Raw genomic sequence first — 15,248 nt, forward strand, 5'->3', positions numbered from 1 at the left:
TTCCTTCGGTCAGCGGCAGTCCGGAGCGCAGGCTCCCGTAGGCGTGCAGTTGCCGGCTGGTCGACACGCCGGGCTGCAGCTCGGCCCGCACTGCGGATCACACATGTTGGGAACGCAGGGATTCAGCGGACGCCGAGCGAACTCAGTCGCGAGCGCTGCTGCGGTCTCCGTCATCCTCGATCCCGTCAGAATTTTGGCGAGCGGCTCCTCCAGCACGTTGCCCACGGGCAACCAACGAGAGAACACGCACGGCCACACCGACCCGTCCGGTGCGATCGCGACCCTACCGTCACCACACTGACCACACAGTTCACCCAGGTCAGTGCCATGATCACGGACACCTCGCCCGACCTGACGCAGCCGATCCACGCGCACCTCGCCGTCCACGCCGAGGTCGCGCAACTGCGCGACTGCCTCCTCGACCCGCTGTCCTTCATCAACGTCGATCACGCCGACCCGCACCGGGATCGCACGCCGGGCGGCCTCAAGGAGGTTTGACTTCGTCCGCTCGTGGCTGCGCCGACCACGTGTGATCCGCTCGTGTTGCTCAGCGTTGTCGGAGTAGTAGCTGGTGGCGAGCTGAACCCCTGGCTGACAGAAGACCTCCCACAACTCCGGGCCGACGTGCACCAGATTGGTGAACACCTCGACCGCCAACCCGCGGTCCAGAGCGTGCCGGACGAGCTCGGGCAATCGTCGGTACAACGTCGGCTCGCCGCCGATGAACTGCACCATCGTCGTGCCGAGGTCGGCGAGCTGTTCTATCGAGTCACGCCAGGCTTCGGTGGTCATTGCCCCGTGCGAGCCAGCGGGGCCGGAGTCCGCATAGCAGTGGTCGCACCGCAGTTGGCATTTCCCAGTCACCTCAAGCCACGCGAACGTCAGCCTCGTCCGCACGTCGAGTCGAGCCCCCACTTGTGTCCCCTGTCCCTCGCCCTACGCCGCACTACCTGCGTAGGCCTTGGAGGCTCTCCAAGCCAGAGTCGAGCAGGTGATCCACTGGATCAGGACTTACTAGCCAGCCGACGTCGCGCCGAGCCGTCCGCGAATCGAGCGCCGGAATCGCGGCGATCTTCGCCGGGTCCAACTCCAACCACAGGATCCCGGCCAGTCGGCGCGGAGGCCCGCCCTCGATGACCTGAGTCGGCATGACGATCAGATCATCTGAGAAATCGCGGCTGGTCTCGGGGAGATCACCGTCAACCACCTGAAGGTCGTGGACCATCGTGGCAGTCGTCGTTGCCACACTGATCAGCCCTGTCTTCTGCGACAAAGCGATCTCGATGTCGGCGCATCCGCACCTTTGCCCAGCCGAGTGCCCACCGCCACCAGAGAGATTGACTGGAGCATGCCCGGTCCTACCTCGGCCCACCCGATCAGCAACACCGGCACGACCGCGTCGAACGCAGCCTTCCCGAAGTCACCAGCTAGCAGTGGCTCCGCGATGTTGAGCGCCAGCGTCACGACGCTCACGAAAAGTGTGAATCGACGCAGCGGCCGCAGTCCCCCTTCTGGCGCGCCGCGCAGGGCGATCTACCTCGTCGCGAGCAGCACACCCAAGATCGACAAGTCGACGGCGGGCGCGATGAGCCGAGCGACCCACACCGGAACACCGTGCCGCAGAGCGAGGCTGAGCACGTTGCCGAACAGGAGCGTTAGCCCAACAACGGCAGCCATGATCACCGTGACCGCCCGCTCGGCGGCGTAAAGGAGCCCGGGAACGGTGCCCGAGGAGCCCGAGCCGCGCCCGAGATCCCCGACCTGCACCGACATGGGGCGGCATGGGGCGGCAGGAGCGGTCGACACATTCTGGCCTTGAAGTGCGAAAACGGCACTCACCAACATCACCGACACAGCCGTCGGGGTTTACCCGAGGACTCTTGATCAGCGGGTGGTTGAGGACCATCAGGTGGGTCCCTCGATGCCGAGGATCGGCTGACAGCGCGCTGGAGCAGCGCACGCTTCCAACACCGCTGCCCTCCCAGTGCAGCCGACGGTTGGGGGCGCGCCAGTCCAGCTCGCCGGGGGCACGACGTAGACGTGCCGGCGATCGCCCCGCCTTCCGCTGACAGATCGTCGAGCGTGGCGAAGCCTTAGGGTGGCCACGGTTGATCCAGGTCGATGGTCAGGACCAGCTGTCGCTGGAGCTTCTCGGGGTTCGCAACACGACCTACGACAACTTCGTGGCGGGCAACATGCGGGCGCAGATCGTGGCCACCAACGCGGCAACGACCACGAGCACCAGCGGTGTGGACTGGGGCCGCAAGGGCGGCAGCTGGGGCAAAGAAGGCGAGTTCTGGAAGAAGTGAGCATGGACGCCGCGGACATCGAGCGAGCCGTGGAACAACGACGGATCTGGCTCGACGAGCAACTGGTCGTCGCCGCTTCGGCGCTGGACGTGCACGTGATCGGCCAGCCGGTCAACACCTTCGACATGCGCTCAGCCGGCGCGGTCGCCCGTGGTGAACGCGGCGACGTCTGGCTGAGGGTCGTGGTGCAGGACGCCGACTACGAGCCCGTCTGCCGTTGGGACGGCAACGTCGAAGCCAACTCGATCCGTGGCGTCGCCAAGCCCGAGGTCCTCCGGTGGCACGACTGGCAGCACGATCACGCCTACCTGCGGGGCCGCCGTCTCCGGGGCGAGGTGATGACCCTCGCCCCTGGGACGACCATCGCGCCTGGGGGCGTGTTGCACGAGGACCCCCAGCTGTCGGAAGCCTGGTGGAAGGACCTGCGCCGATCACTGGTCGCCCTGGCTGCTCATCCGCTCGAACCGGACAACGAACTCGGCGCCGTTGCCTCCACCATCAGCAGCGTCGAACACCACTTCGGCATCAAGTTGCCCGAAAGCGTCTTCGCAGACGTGCAATGGACCACGGCGCACGGAGACCTGCACTGGGGCAACCTGTGGCAACCGACGTTGTGCATCCTCGACTGGGAGAGCTGGCGCCCCATGTTCGCCGGCTACGACCTGGCCACGCTCTACTGCAACAGCCTCCTGCACCCGGAAACCGCTCAGCGCATCCGTGACATGCCCGAACTGCACACTCGAAGCGGCGCCCTGGCGCTCCTGTCCGCAATCTCTCGTTACCTGTGGATCGCGGGAGAAGGCAGCGACTGGGACCTCCTGGAACCTCACCTCCGCACCGAAGGTGAGGCTGTTCTCTCCAGCCTCACGACGGAGACCGACTAAATCTCACATAACTCCAGGCCTTGAGCGGCGTAGCGGGAATTTAGTCCGGAGTGGAGCGTCGATTGGTTGTGGTTTAGCGGGTCGTTAGCAGGTGTCGTGGCTTCCTGGCGTGGTCGTTGCAGCCCCACGCCAGGAGCCGACCGTGGCCAAGTCAGTGCACTGCCTGGACATCGCCAGGTACTCGTTTTCGTTGCTCACCGCAGGACCACATCCCGTCTCGTTGGACGGGTCGCTGTTCGAAGGGTTTCCTGATCGGCAGGTCCCTGTCGACGAGGTGCGGGATCGCCTTCTCGATCACGCATGCCCGCCCGCGACGAAGGACGCCGTCTGGGCAGGCCTCGTGCGGCGTTCTCGTGCTGAGGGATCGACCTGGACGGTCGTGGCCGTCGGGGTGGCGTTGCCTGCGTTGTTCGCTGTCGCCTCACAGGTGGAGGCCCAGTCGCCGGAGGACTGTGATGTCCACGCCGGGGTGCTGGACGGTTTCCTCGATGCCCTGCGCACCGTGGACCTCGGGGCGCCACGGGTCCTGGCGCGGTTGCGTCGGGCGGCTTTGCGTGCCGGCCACCGGGCTTGCCGGGAGTCGAGGGAAACACCGGTTCCGTTGCGGTCGGAACTCCTCCAACAGAGTGCTTCTCCTGAGTGGGGGCATCCCGATCTGGTGCTCGCGCGGGCGGTGGCGGACCGCGTCCTGTCCGGTGACGAAGCAGACCTGATCGGTGCGACGCGGCTGGAGCACCGGTCCGTTGTGGACTGGGCGCGGTCGCGGCGTGCCGATGTGCGCGCGGCCTACCGGTCTCGTGCGCGGGCTGAGCGTCGCCTCGTCTCCTATCTGCGCGATCAGATCGACGAGGTGTCGCGATGCGCGTGACAGAGTTCGTCATCGCTGCCGCGCCGACGTTGCAGGCCGTTCTGGACAACGTCCGCAACTGGCTCATGGGCATCGCGGGTGCTTTCGCCACGGTGTGTCTCACGATCGCGTTCCTGAGGCGAATGGCTGGCGCCACCGACCCCGGTGAGATCGAGAAGTCGAAGGTGGCGTTCCGCGCCGCCTGCTGGGGTTACGGCGGGATGTTGCTCACGCCGCTGGTGGTGCAGATCCTCACCGGTCTGGTCGGTGCCTGATGAGCGTCCACTTCGGATCGTTCTGGACAACGCCACCGGTTCACCGGGCTCCTCCCGAGGAGTGCGGGATCACGAGTCCGGCCGCGTGCATCGGTGAGGGCGTGTCCGGGATCGTGCACATGCTGGTCGGCGAGTCCTTGAACACGCTGTTGAGTTTCGTGGGCAGCACTTTGTTGTCCACGCCGACTCTCGACCAACTGCCCCGGATCGGGGAGCTCTGGGAGCAGTCACGGCTGATCGTCGTCGCGGCCTACTCGCTGGTCGTGACGGTCGCTGGGCTGGTGGTGATGAGCCACGAGACGGTGCAGACGCGCTATGCGCTGCGCGATGTCGCTCCGCGCGTGGTGCTCGGGTTCATCGCGGCCAATGTCAGCCTCCCGATCGCCGACTACGCGATCCGCACGGCGAACGCGCTGTCGGCGGCGTTGTTCGGCGAAGGCGTCGACCCCCAGCAGGCCGGGCAGGCAGTGGCCGAGTCGCTGGTCGGAATCGCGGCGGCGAGCCTGTTCAGCGGTGGGCTCTTCGCGGGATTGCTGGGCGTGGTCCTGATGGCCTTGCTGGTCGCGTTGCTCGTCGGCTACGTGGTGCGGGTGATGTTGACGGTCGTGCTGGTCGCCGGCGCACCGTTGGCGTTGATGGTGCGCGCGCAGTGGTTCTGGCGGGCCGGCGCCGCTGTGCTCGGCATCCAGGTGGTGCAGAGCCTGGCGTTGATCTGCGGTGTGAAGGTCTTCCTGGACCCCGGCGGCTTCCAGTTCTTCGGCTCCTCCACCGACGGCACGGTCAACCTGATCGTGCTCATCGCGTTGATCTGGATCATCACCAAGGTGCCGAACTGGATGCTGCACCAGGTCTGGGCCGGGCACGGGCAGCGCTCGTTCGCCACGAAGCTCGTGGGCACGCTGATCGTCGGGAAGACGATGGGTGCTCTCGGTCTGCGCAAGCGCGCGGCTGCGGCGTTCTCCGGCAAGCGCGGTCAAGGTTCGAGGCCGGTGCCTGCCATGTCCAAAAGCGGGGCGGGCACGCGGCCAGTCCGAAACGTCTCCCACTTGCCGGTCCTGGCACATGCACGCCCATCCGTCTCCGGCAGAACGAACATCTCGTTCCGTTCGCCACTGCCCAGTCCGGCACCGTCATTTCGCCAGCCGCAGCCGTCTGGATCCACTCCCCCGCTACGCAAGCCGTCCGTCCCTCCCGAGCTCACGTTCCGCACGGCGGCCGCCCAGCCCGCATCCGTCCCGCGCACAGCAACGTCCGCTCCGAAGGCACCTGTGTTCCAGCCGCCGGTCCCGCCTGCGCGAGGCGGTGGACAGCGATGAGCCAACCGGTGCGCATTCCCGCCGACGTGGACCGCGAGGATCGTGTCCTCGGTAGTCTCACGGCACGCCAGGTCGCGATTCTGGCGGTGGTCGGGCTGGGCCTGTACGCGTTGTACTCCCTTTCGCGTGCTGTGGTTCCACTTCCTGTGTTCCTGGTGGCCGCGTTGCCCGTGGCCGCAGCGGGAACGATGCTCGCGATCGGTCAACGCGACGGTGTGAGCCTCGACCGTCTCGCGCTGGCCGCCTTGCGGCATCGGCTGCGTCCGCGCCGCCAGGTTGCGACGACGGATCCGGTACCCGACGTCCCCGGTTGGCTCCCGCAGGCCACGGAAACCGAAACCACAGGCGGCTCGGCGCCGTTGCGGCTTCCCGCACAAGCGGTCACCGACGCCGGCGTGATCGACCTCGGCGCCGACGGTGTCGCGATCATCGCGGTCTGCTCGACCATCAATTTCGCGCTCCGGACAGCTGCCGAGCAAGAGGCACTCGTCGCTTCGTTCGGCCGCTACCTGCACAGCCTGACCGCACCTGTGCAGGTGCTCGTGCGGGCCGAACGCATGGACCTGAGCTCACACGTCTCGGAGTTGCGGGAGCAGGCGACAAGCCTGCCACATCCCGCGTTGGAGACCGCCGCACGAGAGTTCTCCGACTACCTCGAGCAGCTGAGCCGGGCGACCTCGTTGCTGCGACGTCAGGTGCTGCTCGTACTTCGCGAGCCGGTGCACACGTCCGTTGTGGACGGACTCGGCGGTCGCTCTCCCCTGGCGCGACGCCGTTCGCGTCAGGTCACCGCGGCCGAGCGTGCGGCCGCCGAAGCGCGGTTGGTGCGCAGGATCGGTGAGGCCGCGGACCTGCTCGGCGCGGCAGGGATCGCCGTCACACCACTCGACGCCGGGCAGGCGACGAACGTCCTCGCCGCGGCGTGCAACCCCGATCGTCTGATCCCGCCGGTGCTCGGCCTGGCCGGCGCCGACGACATCATCACGACCTCCGCCTCCGACGACGGATGGGCATCATGAACGCGCAGAACGCATTCATGCCGGACGCGATCTCCATCCATCCTCGCGCGGTCGAGGTCGGCGGCGAGTGGGTGGCGAGCTTCGCCATCACCGGCTACCCACGCGAAGTGCAACCCGGCTGGCTCCAGCCGGTGCTGACCTATCCCGGCCGTGTCGACGTGAGCCTGCATTGCGAACCGATCGATCAGGTCACGGCCGCCGGTCGGCTGAAGAAGCAGCTCGCCCGTCTCGAAGGTGGACGCAGGCACACCCACGACGCGGGCAAGCTGTTCGACCCGCACGTCGAGGCAGCGACCGAAGACGCCTACGAGCTGGCATCACGGGTGGCATGCGGCGAAGGGAAGCTCTACCGAGTCGGTCTGTACCTGACGGTGCACGCGCCCGACAAGCGAGTGCTAGCCGACGAAGTCGAGGCAGTCCGCGCGCTCGCGGCGTCGCTGCTGCTCGACGCGAAGCCCACCACTTACCGAAGTCTGCAGGGCTGGGTCACGACGCTGCCGATGGGGTTGGACCTGCTCGGAATGCGACGGACGTTCGACACTCAGGCCCTGGCCGCGGCGTTCCCGTTCACCTCGCCCGACCTGCCGCCGGCGGACCCGGCGTCCTTGGCCGCGCCGCAAGGGGTTCTGTACGGGTTCAACCTCGGCAGCCAGGGGCTCGTGCACTGGGACAGGTTCTCCTGCGACAACTACAACTCGGTGGTGCTGGGGCGATCAGGTGCGGGCAAGTCGTACCTGACCAAGCTCGAACTGCTGCGTTCGCTCTACAGCGGCGTCGAGGCGTTCGTCATCGACCCCGAAGACGAGTACACCCGGCTCGCCCAGGCGGTGGGCGGCACTGTCATCAGGCTGGGAGGCGGCCAGGTCCGGTTCAATCCGCTCGACCTGCCGACGTACACCAGGCCGGACGGCAAACGCACGGCGCCGAAGGACGCGCTCACCCGGCGCGCGCTGTTTCTGCAGACCGTTGTCGGCGTGCTGCTCGGAGCCGACCTGACGGCAGTCGAACGCACCACCCTCGACACCGCCGTCACCGCCACCTATGCGAAGGCAGGTATCACCGACGACCCGCGCACTTGGTCGCGCCCCGCACCGCTGCTCCGCGACCTCGCCGACATGCTGCACAGCACGGGAGCCGCGGAGTTCGCGGCCAGGTTGCGGCCGTTCACCGCCGGGGCGTTCTCCTCGTTGTTCGACGGCCCCACGACCACCCGGCCCGAAGGCCACCTGGTGGTGTTCTCGCTGCGCGACCTCGCCGACGAGCTCAAGCCGATCGGCACGCTGCTGGTACTGGACTCGGTGTGGCGCCAGATCAGCAATCCGGCGATCCGACGTCGTCGGCTGGTCGTGGTGGACGAGGCGTGGCTGCTGATGCAGCAGCCGGAGGGCGCGCGGTTCCTGTTGCGGCTGGCCAAGTCCGGCCGCAAGCACTGGGCCGGCGTCACCGTCGCCACCCAGGACAGCGATGACCTCATCGGTTCCGAACTGGGGCGTGCCGTGGTCGCGAACGCCGCTACACAGGTCCTTCTGCGACAAGCACCACAGGCGATCGACTCGGTTGCCCAGGCGTTCGGCCTCTCGCTCGGCGAGCGACAGTTCCTGCTCTCCGCTGACCGCGGCCAAGGCCTGCTCGTCGCCGGCACCCAGCGCGTCGCGTTCCAATCCCTGGCCTCGCCCGCTGAGCACACGCTCGTCACCACTGATCCGACCGTCCTCGCACACGATCAGGAATCCGACACCGCTGCCTCGTGGGTGGAACTGTGAACACTTCACTGCTGCACGACTTCCTCCGCGATCCGACCTCGTTCGGCATCGCCTTGTGGAACCTCGTCCGTCCATGGCTCACGGCGTGGGGTCCGATCCTCGGCGGTGCGTTGCTCGCGGCAGCGGGCGGCGTCGCAATGTTGAGGACGTGGTGTGGCCGACGCCACCACCTCTCTTCGGCGTCCAACGCCCGGCTGGTGACCGTCCTCGCACCTCCCAGCGCCGGTCTCGCCGGAGCGGAGATGCTCTGGTCCAACCTCATCGGGTTGCTCCGGCAACGGCGACGCTGGCTTCCGCTGCCGAGGCCGCATGTGTCGTTCGAGTACCACTTCTCGTCCAACGGACTGCAGATCGTGGTTTGGGTGCCTGGCATCGTGCCGTCCGAAGCCGTGGAACGTGCGATCGAGGCGGCATGGCCGGGAGTCCGCACGAGAACCGCCCCAGCACAACCGCTCGTCGAACGTGAAGAACAGAGCCGCTCTGCGGGTGGGGCGATGAGACTTGCCCGATGTGCAGCACTCCCGATCCGCACCGACTTCGCGGTCGACCCGCTGCGGACGCTGTTCGGCGCGACCGCTGGGCTGGGCAGTGAACGCGTTGTCGTTCAGGTGCTTGCGCGGCCCGCCAGCCGCAGTCGGACGGCAAAGACATCTCGTGCTGCTCGCTCACTCGGGACCGGAAGCAGTTCTCGCGGACTGGACAGCCAAGAGCGTCTCAGTCGCAGCGCCGACGACAGGGCGATCGTCGCGAAGCTGCGGACGTGTCAGTACGAAACACTCGTTCGCTACGCGGTCACGGGCCCTCAGTCCAAGGGACGAGCCCACGCCATCGGCTCCGCGTTCTCCACGTACTCGGCACAGAACCACTTCCGTCGTGCCCGCTTGAGGAATCCCGTTCAATCGGTCGCCTCCCGTCGATTCCGGCACGGTGACCTTCTGTCCATTTCGGAGCTGGCCGCGCTCGCTCACCTTCCGCTGGACGAAGCGGCACCCGGCGTTCAACGCGCCGGGGCCAAAGCCGTGCCGCCACCGCCTGGCGTGGCCCACAGCGGCAAGCCGATCGGGCGCAGTGACTCCGGCTTGTCCCGGCCGATCGGTCTGGCCGTCGCGGACGCGCGCCACCACGTGCACATCATGGGCGCGACCGGTTCCGGCAAGTCCGAGCTGATGGCGAGGATGATCCTCGCGGACGCCGAAGCCGGCCGGGGTCTGGTCGTGATCGATCCCAAGGGCGATCTCGTGGGCGATCTCCTCCAACGGCTGCCCCAGCGGCTCGGCCAGAAGGTCGTGCTGTTCGACGCGGACTCCAGTTCACGGCCACCGGTGCTCAACCCGTTGGAAGGCAAGGACAGCGCACGAGCAGTCGACAACCTCATGTCCATCTTCTCCCGGGTCTACTCCTCTTCCTGGGGACCGCGGACTGACGACATCCTCCGCGTCGGACTCCTCACTCTCACCTGCCTGCCTGGCACCCCTACTCTCACCGATCTGCCCAAGCTCCTCACCGTCACCGAGTTCCGTCGGCACGCGCTGACCCATCTCACCGACGAGGTGCTGATCGGGTTCTGGAAGTGGTACGCGGAACTCTCGGACGCCTCCCGCGCTCAGGTCATCGCGCCGCTGATGAACAAGGTCCGAGGGTTCCTGCTCAGGCCGTTCGTGCGCGCCTCCATCGCCGGTGGGGCCTCCACCTTCGACATGGACGACGTCCTCGACGGCGGGATCTGCCTGGTCCGCATCGCGCGCGGAACACTCGGCATGGAGACCGCGAAGCTCATCGGATCGATCATCGTGGCACGCACCTGGCAGACCGCGGTGCGCCGCGCTCGGCTACCGCACCACCAGCGACGCGACTGCGGCCTCTACATCGACGAGTGCCACAACTTCCTCAACCGTGCGGCCTGAAAGTCGCTTGTAGCCAGTGAATTACCAGAGAGGACAAGGTGATTCCCCGCCCCGTGGTCAAGGTAGGGCGGGTCTCCTAGGGCGAATGCGGGACTGGTAACGGACCCGTGTTAAGCCGCCTGACACGAAGCCCCAAGAGCCGGTGGACCATCACCGGCCACAGGGCAAGGAGAAGATCTGAAGGACGAACGCAAGTGAACCCTTGATGAGGCCTCGTGAAAGTTGACCCGCGCCAATGGTTTGTAGTCGGCGGGAAGGGCCCGGAGCTGTGAGGCTCAGGTGGCAACGGAGGGCGATTTTCTTCCGTTGCGTGACCACCACCGGTCCCGGGGTAAAGAGGGCGTCCTCCCAGATCGCAACTGGCACAAGCGGAACAGGACAACCCCGTAGAGGTCCAGGACGGATGCGCCCTGGTAAGCCGACGGCAACGGAAGCCGAAACCCTCTGCGGGCGAAGGAAGACCCGAGAAGCGAATGCCGCTGGGGCGAAAGCCCAGGGGAAAACGCGGACCAAGGCACCTCAGCCTCCGCGCATAACCCGGCGGATACCGGGACTGTGTTCCCGGACCCGAAAGGGAGCCCACGCGGGTCTGGTGGGCCTGTGAAGAACCGAAGCAAGAAGCCAGAACCAGCGCCGGAGTTGGATACCGAAGGAGGAGAAGTGACACACCAAGTCGACACGACCCAGGAGTCCCCGACCCTGCCCGAGGGGAACCACGCGCTGGACGACGCACGGTACTGGCACAGCATCGACTGGGCCACCGCCGAGCGATCCGTACGGCGACTGCGGCAGAGGATCTTCACGGCGACGCAGGAAGGGGACCTGAAGAAGGTCCGTAATCTCCAAAAGCTCATGCTGCGCTCGCACTCCAACACGCTCGTGAGCGTGCGGGGCGTGACACAGCGGAGCCTGGGACGCCGCACCCCCGGGGTAGACGGGGAAATCGTGCTGCGGCCGCAGGATCGGGGACGGCTGGTGAGGACACTCACCGAACAGCCCCGGCCCAAGGCCCGGCCGGTGCGGCGTGTGCACATCCCGAAGGCGAACGGGAAGACCCGTCCGCTCGGTATCCCGGTCATCCGGGACCGAGTGCAGCAGACCAGGGTGAAGAACGCCCTGGAACCTGAGTGGGAGGCACGGTTCGAGGCACGGAGCTACGGCTTCCGGCCCGGACGCAGCTGTCACGACGCGATCGCCGCGATCTTCAACTTCGCGGCAGGTAAGAAGGCCCGGCGACGCTGGGCTTTGGACGCGGACCTGACAGCCGCCTTCGACCGGATCAACCACGATCGCCTGATGGAGGCCATCGCAGGATTCCCGGCTGCGGCCGAGATCCTGCGCTGGCTCAAGGCCGGTGTGATGGAAGGCGGGCGGTTCGCCCCGACCGATGAGGGAGCCCCTCAAGGCGGAGTGATCAGCCCACTGCTCTTGAACATCGTCCTGCACGGCATGGGGACCGCTGCCGGGGACCGTGAAGACGGCACCGCCCGGCAACGCTGGGTGCAGTGCGCCCCGGCGTTCATCCGCTACGCCGACGACTTCGTGGTGCTGTGCACCACGAAGGAGGAGGCCGAGCAGGCGAAGCAACGGCTTGCGGCCTGGCTGGCACCCAAGGGGTTGGCCTTCAACGAGGACAAGACGCGCATCGTCCACCTCGACGAGGGTTTCGACTTCCTCGGGTTCAACGTCAGGCGCTACAACGACAAGCTGCTGATCAAGCCGAGCGATGCAGCGGTGAAGAAGGCCAAGGACAAGGTCCGGGACACGGTGAAACGGATGCGCGCGGCCACGTGCGCAGACGTCATCCGCACCCTGAACCCCTTGATCAAGGGCTGGTCCACCTACTACAGGGGCGTGGCCTCCACGGAGACCTTCACGACCCTCGACCACTACGTGCACTACCGCATGTACAGGTGGGCCAAACGCAAGCACCACAACAAGTCGGTGGCGTGGATTCGCGCCGCCTACTTCGGGTGCTTCAACCCGACACGGCAAGACGTCTGGGTCTTCGGAGACAAGGACACCGGGCGGTACCTGTACCGGTTCGCATGGACCCACATCGAGCGACACGCCCTGGTCACCGGGCGGGCGTCGAAAGACGACCCAGCGCTTGAGGGGTACTGGAAGGCACGTACCCGGAAGCGGAAGCACCCAGAAGCCGACAGGCGCAACCTGTCGCTGGCTGCCAAGCAGAAGGGGCTGTGCCCGCTGTGTGGACTGGACTTGATCGCCGGAGCCGGCTACGAGCCGCAGTCCGTCCGTGAATGGGCGGCCTGGTTCTGGGCCAACTCCCGCACGATCAACAGACACCACCTGGTCTTCAAATTCCACGGCGGCTCGGACGATCGCGCCAACCTCATGCTCATCCACTCGGAATGCCACCGGCAGTACCACGCCCGGAGCATTCTCGAAGGAACCCAGGAGATCCCGAATGCGCGTCCATAGTGGCCTGCTTGAGCCGGATGCGGTGAGAGCCGCACGTCCGGTTCTGAGGGGGCTCTCGACCCGAGAGGGTCGTGGAGCTACCCGACTGCCCTATCCCGCAGAGGACATGCTCGCCGAGGCGCGCGCGTACCGGCTCTCGATGGTCCTCGCCCACCAGTACACCCGGCAGCTCACGCCTGAGCTCGCGGAAGGCATCAGCACCAACGCCCGGTCGAAGATCTACTTCAGTGCCGGACCGGAGGACGCGCGCATCCTCGCCCGCCACACCTCACCGCGGCTCAACGAGCACGACATCGCGCACCTGCCGAAGTTCCACGTCGCCGCTCGCCTGGTCGTCAACGGAGAGGAAGCGCCCGCGTTCACCGCGGTCACCGAGCAACTCCCGCCGCCCGTCCCCAGACGGGGTGACCAGATCCGTCGTGCCGCACGTGCGAACACCCGTCGGGCCACGGCTTCGACCACTGCACCAGACCCCAGGCGTGCCGCCTGATCGAGAGGACAGCCGTGAGCACCTATCCGACTCCTCAACGCCAACTGCGCGGCCACATGCCGTCACGTCCCACATCCCGACTCGCGTCCACCGGGGAGCACCAGGCCTGGCTCGCCCGACGCCTCACCGCACGGGATCGGTGGCTGGCCCGCATGCTCTACGAGCACCGGGTGCTGACCACGCACCAGATCGCCGAGCTCGCCTGGCCGACCGTGCGCGCCGCCAACCACCGGCTGCTCGACCTGTACGGGTGGCGCGTGATCGACCGATTCCAACCCTTCGTGACCACCGGCAGCGCACCCATGCACTACGTCCTCGACGTCGCAGGAGCCGTCCAACTCGCCCACGAGGACGGCCTCGACCCGAAGTCGTTGGGCTACCGCCATCAAGCAGCGCTCGGCATCGCACACTCGCTGCAGCTCGCGCACACCGTAGGCACCAACGGTTTCTTCACCAGCCTCGTAGCCGGTTCCTGCGGCCCCATGCGAGGGCTCACCACCTGGTGGTCGGAGCGTCGGTGTGCCACGTACTTCGGCGACGTGGTCCGGCCCGACGGCTACGGTCGCTGGACCGAAGCCGGGGCGGTGCTCGAGTTCTTCCTGGAGCACGACTGCGGCACCGAGACCCTGGACAGACTCACCGACAAGGTCCGCCGCTACGCCGGGCTCGCCACCAGAACAGGTATCTCCACCCCGGTCCTGTTCAACTTCCCCGGCAGTCGACGCGAGGCCAACGCGCGACAGGCCTTCGCCGCTCTGGCCGACGTCGCGAGCGTTCCGGTCATCACCACCAACGCGAAGTTCCCGTCCAGCGTGGCGGCTCAGCGCTGGCTGCCGGTCGTGTCGACGAGGTCAGGCCGGCTCAGGATCGGCGAGCTCGCGCTCCTGTTGCCCTGTCAGGCGAGCGAGACGGCGGCCGACTCCAGCACTCGGCTGTCGCCACCTGCGCCCCTCCCACCAGAATCGCCAGGTCTGTCATGAAGATCGCGCTCACGGCCGGCGCGGCCCTGCTCGCGGTCGTGGTGGCGGCAGCGGCGACAGGGCAAGCGCTCATCTCGTCGCTGTTCGCCGGAGAGCAACCCTCGCAGGAGGCGTTGGCCGACATCCCCGGCGACTACCTTTCGCTCTACTTCGAGGCCGCGCGGAGCTGCCCGGGGTTGAGCTGGTCTGTTCTGGCGGCCATTGGCAAGATCGAGAGCGATCACGGCAGAAGTCCGCTCGTCGGCGTCGCGGCGGGTACTGAGAACTTCGCCGGGGCGCGAGGGCCCATGCAGTTCCTCCAAAGCACCTTCGACAGTGTGGTGTCTCAGCACCAACTCCCCGCTGGAGGTCAGGTGCCGCCCTCTCCGTGGGACCCGCACGACGCTGTTCACGCCGCCGCCCACTACCTGTGCGACTCGGGCGCCCGCGAAGGCCGTGATCTCCGTGCCGCGATCTGGGCCTACAACCACGCGGACTGGTACGTCGCCCAGGTACTCGCTCAAGCCGACCGCTACGCGAGCGTGATCGGCCGCGGTGCCGATGTGGCCCCCTCGTCCGCCGCTGCGCTCGCTGTCAACTTCGCCCGAGGGCAGCTCGGTCTCCCCTACGTCTGGGGCGGCAACGGACCTGCTGCCGGGCACGCAGGCTTCGACTGTTCAGGTCTCACCAAGGCTGCCTACTCAGCTGCCGGCGTCGATCTCCCACGCACCGCGCAGCAGCAACACGACGCCAGTCCGCGCCTGCCGCACGACGCCACTCTGCGGGCAGGCGACCTGGTCTTCTACGGCACGCCCGCCAACGTCCACCACGTCGGTCTGTACATCGGCGACGGCCAGATGATCCACGCCCCCACGTTCGGGCAGCCCGTTCAGATCGCGCCGTACCGCTGGACCGGGGACGACTACCTGGCCGCCGGGCGCCCCACCCGGAACGAAATCAACCGATGAACCCCATCAAGTCGGACGCCACGCTGGTAGCGGCCACGGCGTTCGCACCAGCGGTTATTCGTCACCTGT

15 protein-coding genes are annotated in these 15,248 nt (G+C 67.1%); 12 read left to right on the forward strand and 3 right to left on the reverse strand.

Annotated elements, in window-relative coordinates:
- Positions 1–9: 9 nt before the first annotated feature.
- The 3 genes from JNUCC0626_RS13770 to JNUCC0626_RS13780 form a co-directional block, all read right to left on the reverse strand.
- Entirely contained in the window at positions 10–915 is a 906-nt protein-coding gene (locus JNUCC0626_RS13770; protein ID WP_394620126.1) for a radical SAM protein, read from the reverse strand.
- 31 nt (positions 916–946) lie between these two features.
- A complete protein-coding gene (locus JNUCC0626_RS13775) occupies positions 947–1,273 on the reverse strand; it encodes a hypothetical protein (RefSeq protein WP_394620127.1) in 327 nt (108 codons plus the stop codon).
- Positions 1,274–1,533: 260 nt separating this feature from the next.
- Positions 1,534–1,773 (reverse strand): hypothetical protein, encoded by a 240-nt coding sequence (locus JNUCC0626_RS13780; RefSeq protein WP_394620128.1) that lies wholly within the window; start codon positions 1,771–1,773, stop codon positions 1,534–1,536.
- 335 nt (positions 1,774–2,108) lie between these two features.
- On the opposite strand from JNUCC0626_RS13780, the gene amcA reads away from it, so the two are divergent.
- The 12 genes from amcA (at position 2,109) to JNUCC0626_RS13840 (ending at position 15,179) form a co-directional block, all read left to right on the forward strand.
- Positions 2,109–2,309, forward strand: coding sequence for a multiple cyclophane-containing RiPP AmcA (gene amcA, locus JNUCC0626_RS13785; protein ID WP_394620129.1), 201 nt, complete (start codon positions 2,109–2,111; stop codon positions 2,307–2,309).
- A 2-nt stretch (positions 2,310–2,311) separates the two neighbouring features.
- Positions 2,312–3,193, forward strand: coding sequence for a hypothetical protein (locus JNUCC0626_RS13790; protein ID WP_394620130.1), 882 nt, complete (start codon positions 2,312–2,314; stop codon positions 3,191–3,193).
- Positions 3,194–3,335: 142 nt separating this feature from the next.
- Positions 3,336–4,061: a hypothetical protein gene (locus tag JNUCC0626_RS13795; RefSeq protein WP_394620131.1), complete on the forward strand. Its 726-nt coding sequence runs from the start codon at positions 3,336–3,338 to the stop codon at positions 4,059–4,061.
- On the forward strand, positions 4,052–4,315 hold the full coding sequence (locus JNUCC0626_RS13800) for a hypothetical protein (protein WP_394620132.1): 264 nt from the start codon (positions 4,052–4,054) through the stop codon (positions 4,313–4,315). The genes JNUCC0626_RS13795 and JNUCC0626_RS13800 overlap by 10 nt, the downstream gene beginning before the upstream one ends.
- Positions 4,315–5,631: a hypothetical protein gene (locus JNUCC0626_RS13805; protein WP_394620133.1), complete on the forward strand. Its 1,317-nt coding sequence runs from the start codon at positions 4,315–4,317 to the stop codon at positions 5,629–5,631. Before JNUCC0626_RS13800 ends, JNUCC0626_RS13805 begins: the two co-directional genes overlap by 1 nt.
- Positions 5,628–6,650 carry a PrgI family protein gene (locus tag JNUCC0626_RS13810; RefSeq protein ID WP_394620134.1) on the forward strand — a complete coding sequence of 341 codons (1,023 nt, stop codon included), beginning with the start codon at positions 5,628–5,630 and terminating at the stop codon, positions 6,648–6,650. The genes JNUCC0626_RS13805 and JNUCC0626_RS13810 overlap by 4 nt, the downstream gene beginning before the upstream one ends.
- The gene (locus JNUCC0626_RS13815; protein WP_394620135.1) at positions 6,647–8,413 is read left to right on the forward strand and encodes a VirB4 family type IV secretion system protein; all 1,767 of its coding nucleotides are present in this window, start codon (positions 6,647–6,649) and stop codon (positions 8,411–8,413) included. The genes JNUCC0626_RS13810 and JNUCC0626_RS13815 overlap by 4 nt, the downstream gene beginning before the upstream one ends.
- Positions 8,410–10,317 (forward strand): type IV secretory system conjugative DNA transfer family protein, encoded by a 1,908-nt coding sequence (locus tag JNUCC0626_RS13820; RefSeq protein ID WP_394620136.1) that lies wholly within the window; start codon positions 8,410–8,412, stop codon positions 10,315–10,317. The genes JNUCC0626_RS13815 and JNUCC0626_RS13820 overlap by 4 nt, the downstream gene beginning before the upstream one ends.
- A 555-nt stretch (positions 10,318–10,872) precedes the next feature.
- On the forward strand, positions 10,873–12,762 hold the full coding sequence (gene ltrA, locus JNUCC0626_RS13825) for a group II intron reverse transcriptase/maturase (RefSeq protein WP_394617353.1): 1,890 nt from the start codon (positions 10,873–10,875) through the stop codon (positions 12,760–12,762).
- Between the two features lie 106 nt (positions 12,763–12,868).
- Positions 12,869–13,252 carry a hypothetical protein gene (locus tag JNUCC0626_RS13830; RefSeq protein ID WP_394620137.1) on the forward strand — a complete coding sequence of 128 codons (384 nt, stop codon included), beginning with the start codon at positions 12,869–12,871 and terminating at the stop codon, positions 13,250–13,252.
- Positions 13,253–13,266: 14 nt separating this feature from the next.
- The gene (locus JNUCC0626_RS13835) at positions 13,267–14,232 is read left to right on the forward strand and encodes a replication-relaxation family protein (RefSeq protein WP_394620138.1); all 966 of its coding nucleotides are present in this window, start codon (positions 13,267–13,269) and stop codon (positions 14,230–14,232) included.
- Complete coding sequence (locus tag JNUCC0626_RS13840; protein WP_394620139.1) at positions 14,229–15,179, forward strand: NlpC/P60 family protein; 951 nt, start codon at positions 14,229–14,231, stop codon at positions 15,177–15,179. The genes JNUCC0626_RS13835 and JNUCC0626_RS13840 overlap by 4 nt, the downstream gene beginning before the upstream one ends.
- Positions 15,180–15,248: the final 69 nt, after the last annotated feature.

The organism is Lentzea sp. JNUCC 0626 (genome assembly GCF_043632865.1).
Lineage (GTDB): Bacteria > Actinomycetota > Actinomycetes > Mycobacteriales > Pseudonocardiaceae > Lentzea.